Genomic DNA, 20647 nt, shown 5'->3' with positions numbered 1-20647 from the left:
CAGTGAACCGTTCGTTTAATCTTAGCCACTTCGCCTCTATTCTGCCCGGTTCGTGCCGTGTTCTCCCACCAAATTTTCCTGTTTTTACCTAGAGCAAAAGGGCCGCCTTTCCCTGCGGAAAAGACGGCCCTTAGGCGGACTCATAGCGTGATAGCTACTGCCGGGTTTTAGGCAATTTCTGCCTCGTAGTCGGCAGCTGAGAGCAGGCCTTCGATGTCTGCGGCGTCGTTGGGGCGAACCTCGATGAGCCAACCCGCGCCATAGGGGTCTGAGTTGACGGTTTCGGGGGCATCTGCCAGGTCTTCGTTGACGGCAACGACTTCACCAGCGATGGGGGCAAAAAGGTCCGAGACGCTCTTGGTGGATTCGATTTCGCCGAAGGTTGCTTCTGCGTCGATGGTTTCGCCTACCTCGGGCAGGTCGACGTAGACGACGTCGCCCAGTTCGCTCTGTGCGTGGTCGGTAACGCCGATGCGGACGGTGCCATCAGCGGTGAGTTCGCTGACCCACTCGTGCTCTTTGGTGTACTTGAGTTCTGCAGGAACGTTGCTCATCGGAGGTGTCCTTTTCTTTTGTGGGACTTCTGTGGGAGTGCCGATCGAGGTGCGTGAAACTCGACGAGGTGAGCTCCGACGAGGGAGAAGGAGCTCTCACCTAACGATTATATGACACAGGGTACAGGTGCTGGTGGCGGGCGCCACCGAAACGGCCCGGTTTTCTCTTAAATATAAAAGGACGCCCCACCCCACTTCCCTGAGCAGGGGAAGCCGGGTGGGGCGTCCTTACCTAGTCCTCTTAGATAACACCCTCAGAGAACTTGTAGGGGTTGCCGAAGCGGTGGGCGGTGATGGAGACTGCCTGCTCGCGCACGAAGGGCAGCATCTCGATGCGGCCGGCTTCGGTGACAGGCTGGAAGTAGACCGCGATGTCGGGGCGGCCGTCGAGTGCCTCGTAGATGCTGGTGGCGTCGCTACCGATGTAGCGGATGCGGGCACCTTCGAAGGCGGTTCCCTCAAGCTGCTTTGAGGGGGTCTTTGCAATCTTTGCCAGCGAAGCACGGTAGGCGGCATCGCTCTGCTCAATCAGGGTGACACCCGCACCGCGCAGGGCACCGGCAACAGCTACCGGGATGCTCTGGCCGGTGGAGAACTCGATAGTGGCACCGGCTGCTACACCTGCTAGCAGGACGCGCAGGGCGCGGTCGCGGTCGCCGTCCTCACCCAGACGCACCTGGACGGTGGTGGGCAGGTAGCGCAGGATGTTGCGTTCAACGCCCAGCTGGCTGGGGTCGTGGCCCACACCGAACTCGGTGGCCCAGGCCTCGGCATCGGAGCTAGCCGCGCGGGCCAGCATGTCGAGGGAGCCGTCGTTGGTGGCGGTGGGCTCGCGCAGGGCAGCCAGGATGGAGCGGACGCCCGCGTGTGAGGGGGCAGTGGTGGCGGTGGACTCTGCGGTCTCCCAGTCGGAGAGGGCGACCAGGTAGTTGGGGCCACCGGCCTTGGTGCCGGAACCTACGGTTGACTTCTTCCAGCCGCCGAAGGGCTGACGCTGCACGATAGCACCGGTGATGCCGCGGTTGACGTAGAGGTTACCTGCCTGGACCTTAGAGAGCCAGAGTTCCAGCTCGCCGGAGTCGAGGGAGTGCAGGCCAGCGGTCAGACCGTAGTCGGTGGCGTTCTGCAGTTCGATAGCCTCTTCGAGGGTGGCGGCCTTCATGACGCCCAGGATGGGGCCAAAGTACTCGGTCAGGTGGTATTCGCTGCCGGGCTTGACGCCTGCGCGAACGCCGGGTGACCAGAGGCGGCCGGTCTCATCGAGCTGTTCGGGCTTGATGATCCAGGTTTCACCCTCGCCCAGGGTGGTTAGGCCTCGCTTGAGCTTGCCCTCGGGCTTCTCAATAACGGGGCCCATTTCTGATTCGATGTCCTGGGGGTGGGCAACGTGCAGGGACTTCACGGCATCAACCAGCTGGTTGTAGAAGCGCTTGGACTCCCCTACCGAACCCACCAGAATCACGGTGGAGGCCGCCGAGCATTTCTGACCGGCGTGGCCGAAGGCTGAGTAGACGACGTCCTTGACTGCCAGGTCAAGGTCGGCGTTGGGGGTGACGATGATGGAGTTCTTGCCGGAGGTCTCGCCGAAGAGGGGCAGGTCCTTACGCCAGGATCGGAACATCTCGGCGGTCTCGTAACCACCGGTCAGAATCAGGCGGTCAACGGCGGGGTGGGCAATCATCTTTGAACCGGCGTCGCGGTCGGTGACCTTGACCAGGCGCAGGGCCTCGCGGGGTACGCCAGCTTCCCACAGCACCTCAGCGATGAGAGCACCGATGCGGGCGGTGTTGGAGGCGGGCTTGAAGATAACCGCTGAACCCGCTGCCAGGGCTGAGATAACGCCACCGACGGGTATCGCGGTGGGGAAGTTCCACGGCGGGATGACCAGGGTCAGCTTGACCGGGCGGTGCTGGGCGCCGTCTACTGAGTCGAGACGCTCTGCCAGCATGGCGTAGTAGTAGGCGAAGTCAACGGCTTCTGAAACTTCAACGTCGCCCTGGTCAAGGGTCTTGCCCGCCTCATGGGCCATGATTTCCATGAAGTCGCCGCGGCGGACTGCCAGGGCTACAGCTACCTTACGCAGAATCTCGGCACGCTCTGAGGCGGGGCGGGCGCCCCAAGCCTCGCCAGCTGCCACAGTCTCGGCAACCAGGGTTTCGGCGTCCTCGGCAGAGCCCAGCTCGTTGGCGGCCAAGGTTTCGATACCGATCTGGGTGGTCTTTGAACGCTCCAGGATGGCCCGGCCCCACTCGCGGTTACCGGCCAGGGCGGGGTCGGTATCGGGGGTGTTTTCGAAAGTGCCGTCGGCGGGCTTGAAGACGTTCTCTTCGGTTTCTTCCAGACGGTTCTGGGTACGCTGCGGGGGCTGCACCTCGTCGGTGACCTCGTTCAGGGAGCGTAGGAAGCGGTTCTTCTCGCGCTCAAAGAGGGCGGGTGAAGAGTCGAGGTCGAAGACGGCGCTCATGAAGTTCTCGCTTGAGGCGTTTTCTTCCAGGCGGCGGACCAGGTAGGAGATAGCTACGTCGAACTCTTCGGGGCGCACGACGGGGGTGTAGAGCAGTAGGTGACCAACGCGCTGGCGGATGACCTCGGCTTGCTGGGAGGCCATGCCGATGAGCATTTCGAACTCGATGTCCTTTTCAACACCGCGGTCTTCGGCCAGTAGCAGAGCGAAGGCGACGTCGAAGAGGTTGTGGCCGGCAACGCCTAGGCGGATGTTCTTGGTGTGCTCGGGCTGCAGGGCGTAGTTGAGGATGCGCTTGTAGTTGGTGTCTGAGTCCTGTTTGGAGTCGCAGGTGGTCAGGGGCCAGCCGTGCACAGCGGCTTCAACCTTTTCCATGGAGAGGTTAGCGCCCTTCACCAGGCGGACCTTAATACGAGCACCGCCGGCCTCAACGCGCTGGGCGGCCCATTCCTGCAGGCGCTGCATCGCGGCCAGGGTGTCGGGCAGGTAGGCCTGGAGCACGATACCGGCTTCAAGGTTCTTCAGGTGGGGCTGGTCAAGAATCTTGGTGAAGACCTCGATAGTCATATCGAGGTCCTTGTACTCTTCCATGTCCAGGTTGATGAACTTCGGGGCGGGAGAGTTTGCAGCCAGCTCGTAGAGGGGGGTGAGGCGGCGGACGGCTTCGTCCACCACTTCCTCGAAGGCCCAGTGGGAGTGGGGGCCAGAAACGGAGGACACCTTGATGGAGACGTAGTCGACGTCGTCGCGGGCCAGCAGGCGCTTGGTTTCGGTCAGGCGGCGCTCTGCTTCGCGGTCACCAAGTACAGCTTCGCCCAGCAGGTTGATGTTGAGCTTGTTGCCGGTTGAGGTGAGGTGCTTGATAGCGGGCCCCAGTTTTTCGTCGCGGGCATCGACAATCAGGTGGCCGACCATCTGACGCAGGACGGTGCGGGCAATCGGCACGGTGGGCCAGGAAGCCTTAGCGGCCAGCTTGCCGCCCAGGCCCACGGCGCTCTTCATGTACCAGGGCAGGAAGGAGGGGACGATGGGGGCAATGCGCCCCAGGTTCTTACCGGCAACGGCCTGGTCTTCAGGGCGTACCACGCCGTCGACAAAGCCGACGGTAAATTCAAGGCCGTTGGGGTCCTTCAGGACGCCTGCCAGCTTCTCTGCTGCGGGGTCGGCGGGGATGTTCTGGGCTTCTTTGACCCAGTCGGCGACGAGCTGGACGGCCTGGTCAGCTAGCTGCTGGTAGTGGGTATCGCTAAAAGGCTGTGCCAAGGGTGGTACCTCCTGCTAGCCCGCACGAGGGCGGGGTGAACTTTGTGTCTTGTTATCCATTTCACCACCTTTGGGTGCAAGTTACACTATTAGAAAAAATGAATATTATTTAGGCAGTACATTTAGTTCTGCTAATCTGTATTCGTGACGCCATTCACCTCTCACTCAGGAGTGCCCCATGTACGATTTGCGCCGCCTGGCCATGCTGCTTGAGATTCACGAGCGCGGCACACTCGCTGCGACCGCCAAGGCCCTGCACCTGACGTCCTCTGCTATATCTCAGCAGATCACCACCCTGGAAAAAGAGGTGGGCACTCCTCTGCTACGTAAGGTGGGGCGTCGGGTGGAGCTAACCACCGAGGCTCTGATTCTGGTGGAAAGCACCCGCAATATTTTGAAGGAGCTGGACGCCGCCCGCACCCGCATCACCCTGCTGGAGGGGGTGCCTGCAGGGCAGGTGCGACTGGCGATTTTCCAGTCGGCAGCAAAAGCCCTGCTGCCGGGTGCCCTGGCCCATCTGGCAGAGCACGCCCCGCAGGTGCAGCTGCACGTGGTGCAGATTGACCCCGAAACCGGTCTCTCGCTGACCCGAAGCCGGGAGTTTGATCTTGTGATTGCGGAGTCTTACCCCCACCACTACATTCCCGAGTACCCCGAGCTCACCTCCGAGCTCTTGACCGAGGACGCCCTCAACCTGGTGGTCGCAGCCGATTCTGAGGTTGAGACTTTGGACGACGCAGCCCGCCTACCCTGGGTTTTCGAGGGTGAGCACAACACCTCCCGTATCTGGGGTATCAACCAGTGCCGGGCGGCGGGGTTTGAGCCGCAGGTGCGCTACGTGATTGATGATTTGAACACACATTTGCAGCTGGCGGCTGGCGGGGCGGCGGCTATCATGCCGTCCTTTGCCCTACCCGCTGCCGGCAAGGAGCTGAGCCGGGTGCACGGGGTGAAAGCTCTCCCCTTGCCCGGCGCCCCCTACCGCGAAATTTATGTAGCCACCCGCACCGAAAGCACAGGGCAGCCTGCCATTAGGGCAGTGAAGAACGCACTGAAGGTGGCGGTGGGACAATTACCCTAAATCCACTTCCACACACAAACTGTCAGTTTCAGCTTGGACGCACTGTTACATCTAGAGCAGCCTCTCCGCCAGGTCCGCATCCACCACTAGGTCGGTGATGGCACCGGTGGCAAGGGCGGCCCGCAGGGCAACGGCACGGTGGCGGCCAGCAGCCGCGCACACACGTCGTCCCATCTTTACCAATTCTGCAGGGGTGGGGCCCGTCGCCCGCTGATTCAGGGCAAGATCAGCCCAGGTGCCATCCTCCCGCAGCAGCACCGTACACATGTCCCCCACAATGCCCTGGCTTTGCAGCTCCCGCATCTGCTCAGCATTGAAATAGCCACCGCTATAGACGTGCGACTTGAGCTCACCACCAAAAGCACCCACCCCAAATAGGGCCACATCTGCGCTGCGCTGCACCGCCAACACGCCACGAATCGACCGTTCCCGCCACATAGCCGCCTTCGTATCAGCAAAGTCAAAGAAGGCAGGCACCGGGAAATGCACCATTTGCGCCCCGTAGGCGGACGACACCTGCCCAAGAATCGCACCCGAATACGGGATACCCGTCTGCACGGCATTGCCCGCCCCGTTCAGCTGAACCACCGTCACCCCGGTCAGAGGCCGCTTGGGCAGAAACTGGGCCACCTCGGTCACCGTGGAACCCCAGGCAACACCCAGGGTCGTTCCCGGAACAATTAGAGAATCCAAAAGGTTCGCTGTGGCTATTGCCACCCGCCTCATACGAGCCTGCTCCGTGGCATACTCAGGGGCCCTCACCACCGTTACCCGCACCCGATAGAGGTCAGTAAGACGTTTTTCAAGGGGGTCAGAACTATAGGATCTCTCGTTGAGATGAATTGTCACAACACCCGTTTCACGTGCAGTTTTGAGCAGGCGAGAAACCGTGGGGCGAGAGACTCCCAGGCGTGTAGCGATAGTGGACATAGTCAGGTGCTCCCCGTAATAAAGCTGGGCTGCCTCAACGACCTGATTCTGACTTTTGTTCACCATAATTCGATTCTAACTGAACGTTTGTTCACAGAGCTGGCGGTTATTTGCTCGCACAGTTGAAATGGTGACCAAGACATTAGCCAGGCAACCCGTCGCAAGGAAGATTCCCATGACTGCCACCTTCACCGCCCAGTCCCACCTCACCGCAGAAACCCGCACCCAGGCCCTAGCCGCCATGACCGATGAAGCGGGCGTAGACGTCCTCATCATCGGCGGCGGCGTGACCGGCGCAGGCATCGCCCTGGACGCCGCAACCCGCGGCCTATGCACCGCCATTGTTGAGGCAGGCGACTGGGCAGCTGGCACCAGCGCTTGGTCCTCCAAGCTCGTGCACGGTGGCCTGCGTTACCTCTATAACCTCGATTTCAAGCTGGTTGCCGAAGCCCTCAAGGAACGCGGCCTGCTGCTCGAACGCACCGCTCCCCACTTGGTCAAGGCTCAGCCTTTCCTCTGGCCCCTCAAGATGCCCGTGATTGAGCGTGCCTACTCCGCCGTGGGTATCGGCATGTACGACACCATGGCCTTTGCCGGTGCCGGCGGCCACCGCACCGTGCCCGCCCAGCGCCACTTCACCAAGGAAGGCACCAAGAAGGTCTTCCCCGGCATCAAGGATTCAGCCTTCACCGGCGCCATCCAGTTCTATGATGCCCGCGTGGACGACGCCCGCCTAGTCATCGACCTCGTCCGCACTGCCGCAGGCTACGGCGCCCTGGCAGCCTCCCGCACCCAGGTCACCGCTATCAACAAGGACGCCACCGGGCGAGTCACCGGCGCCCAGATCGTTGACCTTGAAACCGGCGACGAGAAGACCGTCAAGGCCACCCACATTATCAACGCAACCGGCGTGTGGACCGAAGAGTCAGAGTCCATGGCGACCAAGGACCAGGGTTTGAAGGTGCTGGCTTCTAAGGGCGTGCACATCACCGTGCCCCGTGACCGCATCAAGGCAACCAGCGGTATCTTCACCAAGACCGAAAAGTCCGTGCTCTTCATCATCCCCTGGCAGCGCTACTGGATCATCGGCACCACCGACACCCCCTACACCGAAGACCGCGAGCGCCCCGTCGCCACCAAGGCCGATATTCGCTATGTGCTCGACCAGGCGAATAAGCTGATTGCCGATGAGCTGACCGAGGCCGATATCATTAGCTCTTACGCTGGTCTGCGACCCCTGCTGCAGCCGGTGGCTAAGAAGGGTGAGAATGCTGCGTCAACCAAGGTGTCGCGTGAGCACACCGTCATGGAAATCGCCCCGGGTATGAGCGCTATTGCCGGTGGTAAGCTGACCACCTACCGTGTGATGGCCGAGGACGCCGTGGACTTTGCCCTGGGCGACCGCGCTAAGACCCTGCCTTCTGTCACCGAGAACATCAAGCTGGTCGGTGCTGAAGGTTATGAAGCTTTGGCTGCCCGCGCCGATGCGCTGGCCGCTGAGAACGGCTGGGATGCTGCCCGCGTGGAGCACCTGCTGGAGCGCTACGGCGCTGAGCTGGCCGATATTATCGCCCTCATCAAGGAAGACCCTGCCCTGGGTACTCCCCTGGCGCAGGCACCCCAGTTCCTGCGGGCCGATGTGGCCATGGCCGTGCGTGCCGAAGGTGCCCTGCACCTTGAGGACGTGCTGGTGCGCCGCGTCCGTCTGGATCTTGAGGCTACCGACCGCGGCCTGTCCGCCGCCGACGAGATTCTTGAGATTATGGCCGCTGAGCTTGGCTGGGACGAGGCCACCGTGGCCCGCGAAAAGGCGATTTACGCCGAGCGGGTTGAGGCTATCGCCGCAGCTGAAACTCATACCGAGGACGCGGACGCCGCGGCTGAGGTACTCGGGGCAACCCACGTGGCTCCCCGACGTCCTGTCACTACTCTCCACTAAAACAACCATTAATCACTAACAACCGCCGGGTGCCCGTTTCGGGCACCCGGCCCACACAGAAAATACGAGGTCAACGATGAGCTCACTACTGGTCGCTGGCGCTGACGCTAGCATCCAGGCAAGCGCCCTTATCTCAGCAGAGGGCAATGCGACCCTGCTTGGCGCTTTTGTTTCTGAAGTTATCGGTACCGGCATTCTGATTCTGCTGGGTGCTGGCGTGTGTGCCGCAGTTACCCTGCCCAAGTCAGCTGCTAAAAATACTGACTGGCTGACCATCGCCTTCGGCTGGGGCTTTGCGGTGTTCGCCGCCGTTTATATGTCTGCCCCTTCAGGTGCTCACCTCAACCCCGCTGTCACCCTGGGTCTGCTGGTTTCCGGCGGCGACTTCGCACCCGGAATCTCACCCACCATGGGCAACTTCTTCGTTTACGTAGCTGCCCAGATGATCGGTGCCTTCCTCGGTGCCTGGGGTGCCTACCTGGTCTACAAGAAGCACTTCGATGAGGCAGAGCCCGGTACCACCAAAGGTATCTTCTCTACCGCTCCTGCTATTCGTTCCTACGGTTGGAATACCGTGACCGAAGCTTTCGGTGCCTTCGTCCTGGTTGGCTTCGTACTGGCCTCCGGCAGCACCCCTTCAGGTCTAGGGCCCCTGGCAGTTGCCTTCATCGTTGTAGCCATCGGCCTCTCCCTGGGCACCCCCACCGGCTACGCTATCAACCCAGCCCGCGACCTGGCTCCCCGTATTGCCCACGCCCTCATGCCCATCAAGGGTAAGGGAGCCTCCGACTGGGCCTACGCCTGGGTTCCCGTTGTCGGTCCCCTCATCGGCGCAGCCGCAGCCGCCATCCTCGTCCCTGCTCTGCTGGTCTAAGCCGGCCCACCGGCGTCCGCGCCCTAAACTAAAAACAACCCCTTACCGCGCCAAGGACGGCGCACACACGAAAAGAGAAAAACCATGTCGCAGCTCCCCGAACGTAAGAAGTACGTGCTCTCCATCGACCAGGGCACCACCAGCTCCCGCGCCATCCTCTTCACCAAGTCCGGTGAAATCAAGAGCGTCGGCCAGCACGAACACGAGCAGATTTTCCCCAAGGCCGGCTGGGTTGAGCACAACCCCATGGAAATCTGGGAAAACGTGCGTAAGTCCGTGGGTGAAGCCCTCACCAAGGCTGAGGTCAACCACCACGAAATCGCAGCCGTCGGTATCACCAACCAGCGTGAAACCGCCGTTGTCTGGGACAAGAACACCGGTAAGCCCGTCTACAACGCCATTGTCTGGCAGGACACCCGCACCCAGAAAATCTGTGACGAGCTCGGCGGCGAAGAAGGCCCCGGCAAGTACCACGACATCGTCGGCCTCAACCTGGCTACCTACTTCTCAGGCCCCAAGGTCAAGTGGATCCTCGACAACGTCGAAGGTGCCCGCGAGAAGGCAGAAGCAGGCGACCTGCTCTTCGGCAACACCGACACCTGGGTGCTCTGGAACCTGACCGGCGGTGTAGAGGGCGGCGTGCACGTCACCGACGTGACCAACGCTTCTCGCACCCTGCTGATGAACATCAAGACCCTGGAATGGGACGAATCCATCGCCGCCGACATGGGCATTCCCATGAGCATGCTGCCCGAGATCAAGTCTTCCTCCGAAGTTTACGGCTACGGCCGCCCCAAGGGCCTGCTCAACGGCACCCCCATCTCAGGTATTCTGGGCGATCAGCAGGCAGCAACCTTCGGCCAGGCCTGTTTCGAAAAGGGCATGGCCAAGAACACCTACGGCACCGGTAACTTCATGCTTATGAACACCGGCAACAAGCCCGTCATCTCAGAAAACGGCCTGCTCACCACCGTGGCCTACAAGCTGGGCGACGCCGACCCCGTCTACGCCCTCGAAGGTTCTGTTGCTGTCTCCGGCTCCCTGATTCAGTGGCTGCGCGACAACCTCAAGATGATCGACAACGCCGCCGAGTCAGAAGAGCTGGCCACCAGCGTTGAGAACTCCGGCGGCGCCTACGTCGTCCCCGCCTTCTCCGGCCTCTTCGCACCCCACTGGAAGTCAGATGCCCGCGGTGTCATCGTTGGCCTGACCCGCTACGTCAACCGCGCCCACATCGTCCGCGCCGCCCTTGAGGCAACCGCCTTCCAGACCCGCGAAGTGCTGGACGCCATGAACGCCGATGCCGAGACTGCCGGCACCAACGTGGAACTTGAGGAGCTGCGCGTGGACGGCGGTATGACCGCCAACGAGTTCCTCATGCAGTTCCAGGCTGACCTGCTGGGCGTACCCGTCATCCGCCCCAAGGTCATTGAAACTACTGCCCTGGGTGCCGCCTACGCTGCCGGTATCGCCGTCGGCTTCTGGGAGGGCGAGCAGGACGTCATCGACAACTGGTCCGAAGACAAGCGCTGGGAACCCCAGATGGACAAGGACGAGGTCGAGCGCCAGTACCGTCTGTGGAAGAAGGCTGTCTCTAAGACCCTGGACTGGGTTGATGAGGACGTAGAAACCGCCTAAACCGGTAAGGTGAGTTAGGCTCTAGCTACGTTAAGCCCGGTGGTCCAAACCTGTTAACGGTTTGGGGTACCGGGCTTTGTCACTGTCATTGCTGGATATGCAGATGGAATGTCTAAAATTTTCCGGTCCAGCCTGGAGGAATCCCCAGACTTCTATCCTCAACCAGTGGGTTGGAGCGGAACTCGGTATGAATGAGGTGGGCAACTTTTTCTGGCCATGTTGTACCTGGAGAAACCTCTCTCAGAATGTGCGCCATAACAAGGATTGCTCCGAAGATACGTTCGCTCTGCCCTTCGGGTAGGAAAGCAAAAACTTGTTGAGTCTTTAAAGCAGCAGTTGGCGCGGGAGTGAAAGACTTGTTCCACAGCCTGCTGTGGTGGGCGCAGGTATTCCTAACGATGGTAAGTTGCTCTAGCCAACGAGCCAACGGCGAACTATTTTTCACCTTTTGTTGCTGATTTTTTGATAGTTTTGCAAGGTCGCATAACAAGCCTAGACCTTCTGCGACAGCCCTCTGGTCAGCGGAACGCAAACCATCAAACATCCGGGAAATATCAGAGAAATCTAGGACTTCTGCTAGGACCCAAAAGGGAAAATGTCCGCCGTATTCATTCTGATAGTGTTTGATTGCTTCGTTCTGCCGTCCTACACGGGCAATTCGTTTTTCAGCTGTTCTGAGCCAGTTGTCATGTTTGAAACTTGGACGAAAGTTTTCCGGTGCTTGATAAAAAGTAGGGGAAATTTTACAGAGTCTCTCCCCGACTCAAGTCCGCATAGCCACCTCAACTCGTTCTACCCCATCGTGTATGAGAGTTCGGAGCTTTCGGTCTGCTTCATAAAGTTCAACAGCGTGCGCAAAAGAAGTACCGGGCCTAAATTTGTCGTGCTGGCTGTCTCCGTGGCTAAGCCATGCGGGGTACCAGTAGGCTGAAAGCCGGTAATAGCCCACATTGGACAGCCACTGTTCAGCCAGATTATGTTCTACTTCCATACCTCGGAAACGTAACAGGGCAATTTGTTGGGCGGCCGTGGTAGCCGGTTTTAGGGATTTAGGCATATAGAACTCCCTTGTCTATGTGCTTAAAGATCCAGCCCACTCCCAAACGAAAAATCGTTGGGGCGGGCTGAACGGTTGACTTCAGACTACCATATGAAGGGCACAGGCAGAAGAATCTCTAGTCCAATATAGACGCAGAACATATGGACCTCATGCTCTGCTCACCATCTGGTTCAGGGCATTCGGGAATCTCACGAGTGCTCCCGGTTCGGTAGGCTGGGTAGGATCGGGCAGGGCGTGCCCGGCTGACCCTTATTGAGGAGGCGTACCTGCGGTGTCTGATTCCCTTTTTGCTGACGCTATGCTCCCCCGCCGTGCCCGTGAGGTCCTGCCCGGGGTGGTGCATATTCCCGGCTGGCTGACCTTGGAGCAGCAGTTATTTATGGTGCGTGAGTTTCAGCGCATAGCGCGCGATGGAATCCCCGTGCACAGCCCCGAGATTTATGGCAGGAAAATGTCGGTGGAACTCACTACGCTGGGGTGGCACTGGAGCAACTACCGCTATATGCGGGAGGCTCCCGAGTTTAAGATGGACGCCGTTCCGCCACTACCGCAGTGGATGGTGAAGGCTGGCAGGTCTGCCCTGGCGGACGTTTACCGCCCCGAGGTTGCTCCGGGCTGGCCGGGGTTGCGCGGTGATGAGCTTTCCGGATGGGCGCAGGACTACACACCGGATATGGCGCTGATTAACTACTACAGCCCGCAGGCGTCGATGGGTATGCACCAGGATAAGGAGGAGCGGTCCAGTGCGCCGGTGGTGTCCCTGTCCATCGGTGATACGGCGCTGTTCCGGGCTGGAAATACCGAGCACCGTAATAAACCCTATAGGGACTTTAGGTTGGCGTCCGGTGACCTGGTGGTGTTTGGTGGACCGAGCCGGTTTATGTTCCACGGGGTGCCGCGCATTGAGCCGGGCACCATGCCGTACGCTACTGATTTTGCGCGGGTGGGGCTGACCGAGGGCAGGTTCAATCTGACCCTGCGCTACACCGGGCTGGCGCCCCTAGAAGAGGCAGGTCTGCCGCTTGCCTAGAACCCAGCAGGAGGTAAGTCCTATGGAAGAACAGCTGGTCCGTCCGGCGTGGGCTGAGTCTGATGACCTTATGCGTACCTACTATGACACCGAGTGGGGTGTGCCCGTCACCAGCGAGCACGGCGTGTTTGAGCGGCTGTGTTTGGAGGGGTTTCAGGCGGGGTTGTCCTGGCGCACGGTGCTGGTGAAGAGGGAGGCTTTCCGGGAGCTTTTTGCTGGTTTTGAGCCAGAGGCGGTTGCCGGTTTTACGGAGGAGGATGTTGAGCGTCTTGCTGGGGACGCCCGGATTATTCGGCACCGGGGCAAGATTCGCGCGGCTATTAAGAATGCGCGGGTGACGCTGGAATTGCGGGAGCTTGCCGCTAGCGGGGCGCCGGAGTTGCAGGGGTTTGAGGTGGAGCGTGCGAGGACCAGCGGGGTTGAGCCTGCCGTTAGGCTCCTGGTGGAGCCGGGGTTGCCCGCCCTGGTGTGGGGTTTCAAGCCGCAGGTTACTCCCCTACCCCGTAACGTTTGGGAGGTACCGACCAGCGACGCGGTTTCTACCGCGCTGGCGAAGGCGCTGAAGAAGCGGGGTATCGGTTTTATGGGCCCCACCAGCGCCTATGCCCTCATGGAGGCTATCGGTATCATCGATACCCATCCGGTTGGCACCCACCGGCGGGGTATCTCAGGGATCTACCCCACCTAGCAGTGTCCCCCCTAACTGACCCGGCGGATAACCAGCACGCCATCCGCGATGGTACCGGTTTCGCCATCGGGTGAGGTAACCTGCCGGGTGACCTCATCAGCCCGGATGACCGTAAATCTGCGGTCCTGTTCTGTAAGGGCACGGGCTTCGTCAGCGGGTACGGGCAGGAAGTGCTGGCTCTGTAGGCGCGGGTCGTGATCTTTGACGAAACTGGGCAGCCCGGCGTGGGAAATTGCTATGAGTTCACCGCCCACGGTCAGCAATTCCAGTGCCTGCTTAAAGATTCCTACACGGTCAAGGTCGGTGAAGTGGGATTGCAGGAAGCTGGAAACAATGAGGTCGAAGCTTTGCCCGGTTCCCCAGTCGGTGAGGTCGGCGGCGATAAAGGTTACCTGTACCCCGGCTTTCTGGGCAGCTGCTGTGGCGCGTTCTACGGCGACGTCGGAGAGGTCAATGCCTGTTGCCGTCCAGCCTTGCTGGGCTAGCCAGATGACGTCGCCGCCTTCGCCGCTGCCCAGGTCGAGGACGCTGGTGGGCTGGCGGTCGCCAATGAGGTCGATGAGGGTGGGGTTGGGTTTGCCGGACCACCGCTGTTCTTTCTCCAGGTAGATGTTGTTCCAGGAGTCGCGGTGGCTGGCGCTGGTTTCTGCGTTGGGGGTAGCGGGCCGAGCCGACGGGGTGCGTTGGTGGGCAGTGTTGCTGTGGGTCATGGCTACCAGCTTACTACTGTTGAGAATCGTTATCATGTGTTTTATCTGCGGGCTCAAGCTGGTCGCACGCATGGAGTTGAGCAAGTTCCCCATCCGTCTGACCGGGTATTCTAGGTATAAGAGTGAGCACCATGTGAGGACCCATCATGACCTACCACGCGCATACTTCTACTCCTTTGGGTGAGATGATTTTGGCGTCTGACGGCGAGGCGCTGACGGGTGCCTGGTTTACCGGGCAGGCGCATATGCCGGGTGATGATGAGCTGGGTAGGCGTGTTGAAGTGACGGACTGTGAGGTGCTCACACAGGCGCAGGCTGAGCTTTTGGAGTATTTTGCCGGTGAGCGTACTGTCTTTGAGGTTCCATTGGCGCCGGACGGTACGGATTTTCAGTTGGCGGTGTGGGCGGCGCTGCGTGATATTCCTTTCGGGTATACCACCACCTATGGCGCTATTTCTAGGATAGTGGGGCCTGGCGCGCCCGCGCAGGCGGTGGGCCAGGCTGTGGGCCGCAACCGTATCGCTCTTTTCATCCCCTGCCACAGAGTGGTGGCGGCGGACGGCAAACTCACCGGGTATGCTGGCGGGCTGGACCGCAAGGATTACCTGTTGACCCTTGAGGAGCCGACGGCGGAGGAAGAGGGCAGACTCTTCTGAACCTTCCGCCCCCCTGCCTGTTGGTGTTTCAGTCCTGTAGCCCCTCCCCCGAAGAAAGACCATGAATCTCTCCCAGTACGCCGCCAAGATGTTGAGTGTTCCGCTGTCTGAGCTTCCACTCAATCACGTGGATCTCTGCCTCATCAACGAGTTGGCGTATTTGCCGATGGATGAGGTGGCGGAGCACCACAGGGGTTTTGCGCGGGGTATTAGTGCAGCGCAGATTTTGCAGGAGTTTCAGGCAGAGCCTAGTTTGCGGGCTAACTGGTTTTTGGTGACGAGTAACCGGGTGAATCTGTTGAAGCTGGTTGCGTCTTCACCGCGTTTTGCGGGCCTGCGGTTCTTTGATTATGAGGCGCGGCTTGATGTAGCTGAGCAGGTTCAGTTTGCGGCGTTGACGGCGGTGTTGCCGGGGGTGTTCCGGCAGGTGATTTTCCGGGGTACTGATGATTCGTTAGTGGGTTGGAAGGAAGATTTTAGGCTCGCCCTGCGCCCAGCGATTGCGGCGCAGACCCTGGCGAGCGCATATCTTGAGGCTAACCTGGCGCAGGAGGCGAAGACTCCCATTTACGTTACTGGTCATTCCAAGGGTGGGAACCTGGCGATATATGCGGCGAGTACCGTGAGTAAGACGGCGCGTACCCGGATCAGTGAGGTGCTGGCTTTTGACGCGCCGGGGTTCTCCCCTGCCTTTTTGGAGACGGAGGGCTACCGGGCAGCCCTCCTCAAACTCACGGAGTACATTCCGCAGGATTCGATGGTGGGCAGATGCATGAGTCGGGCTGGCACGCCCACGGTGGTGCACAGCGGGGCGGTTGGGCTGATTCAGCATTCCATTTTTACCTGGCATACAGATAGTGAGGGCGGCTTCATCACCGAAGAGGCGCCATCACTCACCAGCGACCGTATGGACCGGGTGACGGACGCCTGGGTCGAGCAGCATAGCCCCGAGGACATCGAGGCGGTAATCGATACCCTCTTTGATCTGGCGCTGGGTGAGGGGTACACCAGTCTGCTTGATATTGGGCAGAACCTGGTGCCTTTCATTCAGGTGATGAAAGCTAAGACCGCTGAACTAGAGCCCGATACTGCCACCCGGGTTCAGGGTATCCTCGATGATTTTTTGGTGCTCTGGCGGGCTGATAAGGCGGAGCAGAAAGAATTGAATAAAAAGGAGGCACCCGCCAGGTTGAGTGATTTTCTCAACCTGCCAGGTGCCGTCCCCTCGCTCACCACACATGCTTTGGTGGAGCGGGCAAGAGAGCTACCTAGGCAGCTACCGAGACGCGCACACCGGTCTTAGGGCGGGTCAGCAGCTGGGTCATGCTGAAGGTGGTGTCCTCGGCGTCTTCAGAGATAGTGACATTATCTGCAGAGAGCGCTGCGATGGTGGAAGACAGCGCCGCTACTGCGATCTTTTCACCGGGGCAACGGTGACCGGTGAGCACATCGCCGCCACCCTGGGGAATGAACCCCTTGATCGCTTCGTACTCGGGCTGGTCGAGGAAGCGCTGCGGGTCGAAGCTGGTGGCGTTCTTCCAGAGCTGGGGCGAAGTGTTGGTGCCCAGAATATCCAGCAGGACGCGCTGTCCCTTCTGAATCGGGCAACCCGAAAGTTCTGTATCTTCCTTGACCATGGCGGGGAGCATGGGAACGAAGGGGTACTTGCGGCGGGTTTCCTGGGCGAAAGCAACGGCTTCAGGGATGTTGACCAGGCGACCGTCGGCGTCCTCAACAGCCTTCTTGACCTTGGCAGCCCACTCGGGGTTCTCGACCATAGCGACGGCTGCGAAAGCGGCGAAGCGGGAGACAGCCACGGTGGGGCGGGTAAGGTTCTGCAGCTCGATACCGGCCAGCTTTGCGGTGACCAGCTCGCCCTTTTCGTCGCGTAGGTCAGCCATGTGGCGTACTACAGAATCAGGGTCAACGGTCAGTTCGCCGGAGCGGACCTTTTCGATGAGCTCTTCTGCCCAGGCGTCCAGCTTCTTGCGGTCGATCCAGGACAGCACGTTCTGCTTGAGCTCACCGAAGGTGTCAAGCAGGTGGCTCATCTGGGTAGCGCGCTTGTTGAGCTCGCGGTCGGACGCGGGCACCCCGGCCCAGCGGAAGGCGGCACGGCCGTAGGCAACAGCAACATCGTCGTAGATGTTACCGGGGTTGGTTTTCCAACGTTCGATAAGAGCCTTCATTTCTTCTTCAACGAAGTCCTTGAAAGCGTCGACGCGCTCGTCGGCGTAGGCCATTTCAGCCATCTTAGCCTTACGAACTTTGTGGGCTTCACCGTCGAGGGTGTGAACGGCGCCTTCGCCGAAGAGGGGCCCCTGGATTGCTGCGGGCATGGCACCTCCACGGCTGATCTTGGACTCGTCGTAGAAGAAGTCCACGGCTTCTTCGCCGCGAATCAGGGTTGCGGTGCCACCCAGAGCGGGGAAAGTGACGGGGCAGTGCGACTCTGCGGGCACCCCGGCCTTGCGGCGCTGGTGCGACATAAAGAGGTAGCCCTTTTTGATGAAGCTGGGCAGCTGGTCATTCAATAGGTTTTTTACGGGTGTGATGCTCATACCAACAGTTTACTTTCTTTCAGCGGGTATTTAGACCAGTTGGTCAGGCGAGTTGGCTTCCACTTTGCCCGGGGTGAGAAAAGGACGCCCGCCCCGGCTCCCCTGACGCAAGCAGGAGAAGGTGGGGCGGGCGTCCTTATCTAATACCGTCTGAAGCCGCGAGCTTTAGGCGGGCATAATCAGCGAAAGTACGTAGACCCAGACACAGAGGATAACCAGCAGAGCCAGCGAGTACTTGATAGCTGCGTTGGTGATCTTTGATTCCTGGCCAGACATGTTCACCGAAGCAGCGGCAATTGCAATCGACTGGGGCGAAACAACCTTTGCCATCACACCACCGGCGGTGTTAGCTGCAACCAGAAGGCCAGAGTTGGCGCCAATCTGGCTTGCGGTGGTGGCCTGCAGGCCGGCGAAGAGGGTGTTGTTATTGACCACGGAGCCGGTCACGAAGACGCCAATCCAGCCGATGATGGGTGAGAAGAGGGGGAAGATAGAACCGACAGCTGCTAGGGCCAGAGCCAGGGCGGAAGACATACCACCGAAGTTCATCACGTTAGCAACAGCCATGACCAGGCAGATGAGCAGAATGGGCTGCCAGAGCTGCTTCCAGGCGCCGCCGAATTCTTCGAAGGCAGCCTTCCAGCTGATGTTGGAGATAGCGATGGTGATCAGGGCGGCGAAGAGGATAGCAGTGCCTGATGCGCCGAAGATGGTCCAGTTCCAAACTGCCTTCATGGCGGTTTCTTCTGCCACGATGGGAGCAACCTGGGAAATCTGACCGTGTAGGGCGGGCATCTGGACGGGGATGGTGGTCCAGTTGAGGGCACCCGCTGCGCTGGTTTCGGTCTTAGCCTTGACCAGGCCCTTAATGAGCGGGGTCGACCAGAGCAGAATCATGATGGAGAGGATGATGAAGGGGCTCCAGGCCTTGACGACGCCAGAGAAGGTGAAGCCACTGGGGCTCTTCTCAAGCTCCTCCAAGGAGGGGGCACCGGGTTCGCGGTAGATATGGGCGGGCTGCCACTTCATCATGGTGACGGCCAGCAGGATCAGACCGAGCAGGTAGGGCAGAATATCGACCAGTTCGGGGCCGATGGCCATCAGGACGCCTGCCTGGGCAGCGGAGACAACCACACCTAGGCCCAGGGCAACCAGGCCGGTTTCTTTGAGACCGCGGATGCCATCCAGCATCATGACCAGCAGGACGGGAATGAAGATGGTGATAATCTGCAGGACCCAGACCATCATGGAGTTCAGTTCAGCCTGGGGTACGCCGGAGACGGTGGAGCCGGTGAGGACGGGGATGCCGATAGCGCCGTAGGCACCGGAGGCAACGTTGGAGACCAGGGCTAGAAGACAGGCCTTGATGGGCTCAAAACCAAGGGTTACCAGCAGGGCTGCACAGATAGCAATCGGAATACCGAAGCCTGCGGCGCCTTCGAGGAAGCCACCGAAGCAGAATGCAATCAGGAGTACCTGGATACGCTGGTCAGCTGAAACTGCGGAAACCGAACCGCGAATCACTTCGAAGTTACCGGCGCGGACGGTGATGCGATACAGCCAAACGGCCATGAGCACAATCCAGCCGATGGGCCACATACCAGAGAGGAATCCGTAGCCGATAGCTGAGAGGGAGGACGCAAAGGGCATGCCGAAGACGAGGACGGCCAGTGCCACGGCTGAGGCCAGGGAGACGAGGGCTGCGTGCAGGCCCTTCATTTTCAGGACGGTGAGCCCCAGGAGGAAGGCGAGGATTGGCACTGCTGCCACGAGGGCTGAGAGTGCCTGGTTGTTCAGTGGGTCGTAGACCTGCTGCCACATGAGTATGGGTTCCTTCGCTGCGGAGGTGTGTTCCGCGGTTGGCTTTGTGTGCTGTTTGCACTTTTCTACCTCCTAAATTACCACCAATTCACACACAAAACTCACGAAAAACCAACCCTGCACAGGGGTATCTGTAAAGGTCAAGAATGACCTAAGTATGCCTGTCTAAGATGCATACCTGCATCGGAAGGTATATTTTCACATCTTACCTAGTCAAAAGCATCTTAACCTTCTGCCCAACATGTGTCACCCCACTTAAAAACACCCCCACCCTAACACCGTGGACTTCCTTACACCGGCAACAGTTTCCATCCCGATAACCACACCGCTTAAGCAAAAACCCACAGACTCACACATACCCGCCGAAGAAGTAGCAAAAAAAATTAACCGTCCCGCTACATAATTTTTGAATCGCGGCTTTAAATTTTGTACAGGTTAAGACCCTAGAATGGTGTGAGGCGGCTCCATGATTCACATCACCACACATCTGCTATTAGCATTCCCCAAGGACTCTCATGCCTGTTTTCCGACGCCTATCACACCACCGTGCGGTGTTGTCACAGCTGTCTATGCCGAAGGCGGCCTGCGCGGTTCGAGGGGCTGCTACCCTCGCTAGCTTCGAACGACAGCAGTCGAAAATCGTTCAGGCTATCAACAAGATCGATACCTCCGTGCTCTCCCCGGAAGAAATCGAGAACACTCTAGCCACCGGTCACGATAACCGCGATATCGCCCTCAACAAGCTGGTTGAAGCGCTCAATAAGGACGCCGGCTACGAAAAGTGGGCGGCTGTTGCTTTACCCAGTGCTCTGCCCGCCAGCGAGGACGTCATTCACACCGCCTTCATCTACCAGCCCGCTGAGGTTAAGCCGATCGGTGAGTCTGCCATACTTGACGATGCAGCTTTCTCTAATGCCCGCCAGCCCCTGGCCCAGGCTCTGGTGAACTTCACTGCGGCCCAGGGGGGAACGGCACGGTACCGACAACATCATGCTGCTGGGTGACTTCAACTCCTACACTCAGGAGGACCCCATGCAGGTGCTCTACTCTGCCGGTTACACTAACCTGGGTGAGAAGTACGATGCTGGCCATACCTACCTTTACGGCGGTCGCGTTGATTCGCTCGATCATATTCTGGCTCTCTCCCCCCGCTGGTCGGTATGAATCTGACTCCCGCGCCGATTTCTTTTGTTGATGTTACCGAAGCCGATATTTTCTACCGTGAAATCATGTGGCTGGCTCAGCAGCGCATCACGACCGGCTGGGCAGACGGTACCTTCCGCCCCTACGGGCCTATTAAGCGCGATGCCATGGCGGCCTTCATTTACCGCTACGCTTACAACAAGTAGCAGTTGCCTTACACCTACCTGTGAATGCT

General features: G+C 59.6%; 17 protein-coding genes and 1 pseudogene. 11 read left to right on the top strand and 7 right to left on the bottom strand.

What is annotated here, in order from left to right; all coding sequences use genetic code 11:
* Positions 1-167: 167 nt before the first annotated feature.
* Positions 168-554, bottom strand: coding sequence for a glycine cleavage system protein GcvH (gcvH, locus tag VSX42_RS00235; protein WP_135011394.1), 387 nt, complete (start codon positions 552-554; stop codon positions 168-170).
* 241 nt (positions 555-795) lie between these two features.
* Positions 796-4281 carry a proline dehydrogenase family protein gene (locus tag VSX42_RS00230; protein ID WP_326502437.1) on the bottom strand — a complete coding sequence of 1162 codons (3486 nt, stop codon included), beginning with the start codon at positions 4279-4281 and terminating at the stop codon, positions 796-798.
* A gap of 178 nt (positions 4282-4459) precedes the next feature.
* On the opposite strand from VSX42_RS00230, the gene VSX42_RS00225 reads away from it, so the two are divergent.
* Positions 4460-5362 carry a LysR family transcriptional regulator gene (locus tag VSX42_RS00225; RefSeq protein WP_326502436.1) on the top strand — a complete coding sequence of 301 codons (903 nt, stop codon included), beginning with the start codon at positions 4460-4462 and terminating at the stop codon, positions 5360-5362.
* Positions 5363-5413: 51 nt separating this feature from the next.
* Here the strand turns inward: VSX42_RS00225 and VSX42_RS00220 are convergent, their stop codons facing one another.
* Positions 5414-6358 (bottom strand): sugar-binding transcriptional regulator, encoded by a 945-nt coding sequence (locus VSX42_RS00220; RefSeq protein WP_326502435.1) that lies wholly within the window; start codon positions 6356-6358, stop codon positions 5414-5416.
* Between the two features lie 109 nt (positions 6359-6467).
* Here VSX42_RS00220 and VSX42_RS00215 point away from each other — a divergent pair, with 109 nt between their 5' ends.
* The 3 genes from VSX42_RS00215 (at position 6468) to glpK (ending at position 10743) form a co-directional block, all read left to right on the top strand.
* Positions 6468-8231, top strand: a complete 1764-nt coding sequence (locus VSX42_RS00215; RefSeq protein WP_326502434.1) for a glycerol-3-phosphate dehydrogenase/oxidase — start codon at positions 6468-6470, stop codon at positions 8229-8231.
* 76 nt (positions 8232-8307) lie between these two features.
* On the top strand, positions 8308-9105 hold the full coding sequence (locus VSX42_RS00210; RefSeq protein WP_326502433.1) for an MIP/aquaporin family protein: 798 nt from the start codon (positions 8308-8310) through the stop codon (positions 9103-9105).
* Between the two features lie 84 nt (positions 9106-9189).
* Complete coding sequence (gene glpK, locus VSX42_RS00205; protein WP_326502432.1) at positions 9190-10743, top strand: glycerol kinase GlpK; 1554 nt, start codon at positions 9190-9192, stop codon at positions 10741-10743.
* A gap of 112 nt (positions 10744-10855) precedes the next feature.
* On the opposite strand, the pseudogene VSX42_RS00200 reads toward glpK, so the two are convergent.
* Positions 10856-11734: pseudogene (locus VSX42_RS00200) on the bottom strand (Abi family protein).
* Between the two features lie 340 nt (positions 11735-12074).
* On the opposite strand from VSX42_RS00200, the gene VSX42_RS00195 reads away from it, so the two are divergent.
* Both VSX42_RS00195 and VSX42_RS00190 read left to right on the top strand, forming a co-directional pair.
* The gene (locus tag VSX42_RS00195; RefSeq protein ID WP_326502431.1) at positions 12075-12833 is read left to right on the top strand and encodes an alpha-ketoglutarate-dependent dioxygenase AlkB; all 759 of its coding nucleotides are present in this window, start codon (positions 12075-12077) and stop codon (positions 12831-12833) included.
* 22 nt (positions 12834-12855) lie between these two features.
* On the top strand, positions 12856-13521 hold the full coding sequence (locus VSX42_RS00190; RefSeq protein ID WP_326502430.1) for a DNA-3-methyladenine glycosylase I: 666 nt from the start codon (positions 12856-12858) through the stop codon (positions 13519-13521).
* An 11-nt stretch (positions 13522-13532) separates the two neighbouring features.
* Here VSX42_RS00190 and VSX42_RS00185 read toward each other — a convergent pair whose 3' ends face one another.
* On the bottom strand, positions 13533-14231 hold the full coding sequence (locus VSX42_RS00185) for a class I SAM-dependent methyltransferase (protein WP_326502429.1): 699 nt from the start codon (positions 14229-14231) through the stop codon (positions 13533-13535).
* Positions 14232-14377: 146 nt separating this feature from the next.
* Here VSX42_RS00185 and VSX42_RS00180 point away from each other — a divergent pair, with 146 nt between their 5' ends.
* On the top strand, positions 14378-14887 hold the full coding sequence (locus tag VSX42_RS00180) for a methylated-DNA--[protein]-cysteine S-methyltransferase (protein WP_326502428.1): 510 nt from the start codon (positions 14378-14380) through the stop codon (positions 14885-14887).
* A gap of 61 nt (positions 14888-14948) precedes the next feature.
* Positions 14949-16190, top strand: a complete 1242-nt coding sequence (locus VSX42_RS00175; protein WP_326502427.1) for an Mbeg1-like protein — start codon at positions 14949-14951, stop codon at positions 16188-16190.
* On the opposite strand, the gene VSX42_RS00170 is transcribed toward VSX42_RS00175, so the two are convergent.
* Positions 16156-17448: a cytochrome P450 gene (locus VSX42_RS00170; RefSeq protein WP_326502426.1), complete on the bottom strand. Its 1293-nt coding sequence runs from the start codon at positions 17446-17448 to the stop codon at positions 16156-16158. The two genes, VSX42_RS00175 and VSX42_RS00170, sit on opposite strands and share 35 nt — an antisense overlap.
* A gap of 165 nt (positions 17449-17613) precedes the next feature.
* Entirely contained in the window at positions 17614-19269 is a 1656-nt protein-coding gene (locus tag VSX42_RS00165; protein ID WP_326502425.1) for a lactate permease LctP family transporter, read from the bottom strand.
* Positions 19270-19784: 515 nt separating this feature from the next.
* On the opposite strand from VSX42_RS00165, the gene VSX42_RS00160 reads away from it, so the two are divergent.
* From VSX42_RS00160 to VSX42_RS00150, 3 genes are read left to right on the top strand one after another with little or no spacing between them, the layout of a single operon-like run.
* Positions 19785-20273, top strand: coding sequence for a hypothetical protein (locus VSX42_RS00160; RefSeq protein ID WP_326502424.1), 489 nt, complete (start codon positions 19785-19787; stop codon positions 20271-20273).
* Positions 20260-20433, top strand: coding sequence for a hypothetical protein (locus VSX42_RS00155; protein ID WP_326502423.1), 174 nt, complete (start codon positions 20260-20262; stop codon positions 20431-20433). The genes VSX42_RS00160 and VSX42_RS00155 overlap by 14 nt, the downstream gene beginning before the upstream one ends.
* Positions 20430-20618 carry an S-layer homology domain-containing protein gene (locus VSX42_RS00150; protein WP_326502422.1) on the top strand — a complete coding sequence of 63 codons (189 nt, stop codon included), beginning with the start codon at positions 20430-20432 and terminating at the stop codon, positions 20616-20618. Before VSX42_RS00155 ends, VSX42_RS00150 begins: the two co-directional genes overlap by 4 nt.
* Positions 20619-20647: the final 29 nt, after the last annotated feature.

Origin of the sequence: Rothia nasimurium, assembly GCF_035916755.1 — a bacterium.
In the GTDB taxonomy this organism is placed as follows: Bacteria; Actinomycetota; Actinomycetes; order Actinomycetales; family Micrococcaceae; genus Rothia.
This window is presented reverse-complemented; position numbering and strand designations above follow the sequence as displayed.

What these genes read in the sequence shown, in the direction of transcription:
- VSX42_RS00190 (WP_326502430.1), top strand. Translation starts at nt 12,856, where the DNA reads ATGGAAGAACAGCTGGTCCGTCCGGCGTGGGCTGAGTCTGATGACCTT.
- VSX42_RS00220 (WP_326502435.1), bottom strand. Translation starts at nt 6,358, where the DNA reads ATGGTGAACAAAAGTCAGAATCAGGTCGTTGAGGCAGCCCAGCTTTAT.
- VSX42_RS00180 (WP_326502428.1), top strand. Translation starts at nt 14,378, where the DNA reads ATGACCTACCACGCGCATACTTCTACTCCTTTGGGTGAGATGATTTTG.
- VSX42_RS00155 (WP_326502423.1), top strand. Translation starts at nt 20,260, where the DNA reads ATGCTGCTGGGTGACTTCAACTCCTACACTCAGGAGGACCCCATGCAG.
- VSX42_RS00175 (WP_326502427.1), top strand. Translation starts at nt 14,949, where the DNA reads ATGAATCTCTCCCAGTACGCCGCCAAGATGTTGAGTGTTCCGCTGTCT.
- VSX42_RS00150 (WP_326502422.1), top strand. Translation starts at nt 20,430, where the DNA reads ATGAATCTGACTCCCGCGCCGATTTCTTTTGTTGATGTTACCGAAGCC.
- VSX42_RS00225 (WP_326502436.1), top strand. Translation starts at nt 4,460, where the DNA reads ATGTACGATTTGCGCCGCCTGGCCATGCTGCTTGAGATTCACGAGCGC.
- VSX42_RS00160 (WP_326502424.1), top strand. Translation starts at nt 19,785, where the DNA reads ATGCCTGTTTTCCGACGCCTATCACACCACCGTGCGGTGTTGTCACAG.
- VSX42_RS00165 (WP_326502425.1), bottom strand. Translation starts at nt 19,269, where the DNA reads ATGTGGCAGCAGGTCTACGACCCACTGAACAACCAGGCACTCTCAGCC.
- glpK (WP_326502432.1), top strand. Translation starts at nt 9,190, where the DNA reads ATGTCGCAGCTCCCCGAACGTAAGAAGTACGTGCTCTCCATCGACCAG.
- VSX42_RS00185 (WP_326502429.1), bottom strand. Translation starts at nt 14,231, where the DNA reads ATGACCCACAGCAACACTGCCCACCAACGCACCCCGTCGGCTCGGCCC.
- gcvH (WP_135011394.1), bottom strand. Translation starts at nt 554, where the DNA reads ATGAGCAACGTTCCTGCAGAACTCAAGTACACCAAAGAGCACGAGTGG.
- VSX42_RS00170 (WP_326502426.1), bottom strand. Translation starts at nt 17,448, where the DNA reads ATGAGCATCACACCCGTAAAAAACCTATTGAATGACCAGCTGCCCAGC.
- VSX42_RS00215 (WP_326502434.1), top strand. Translation starts at nt 6,468, where the DNA reads ATGACTGCCACCTTCACCGCCCAGTCCCACCTCACCGCAGAAACCCGC.
- VSX42_RS00210 (WP_326502433.1), top strand. Translation starts at nt 8,308, where the DNA reads ATGAGCTCACTACTGGTCGCTGGCGCTGACGCTAGCATCCAGGCAAGC.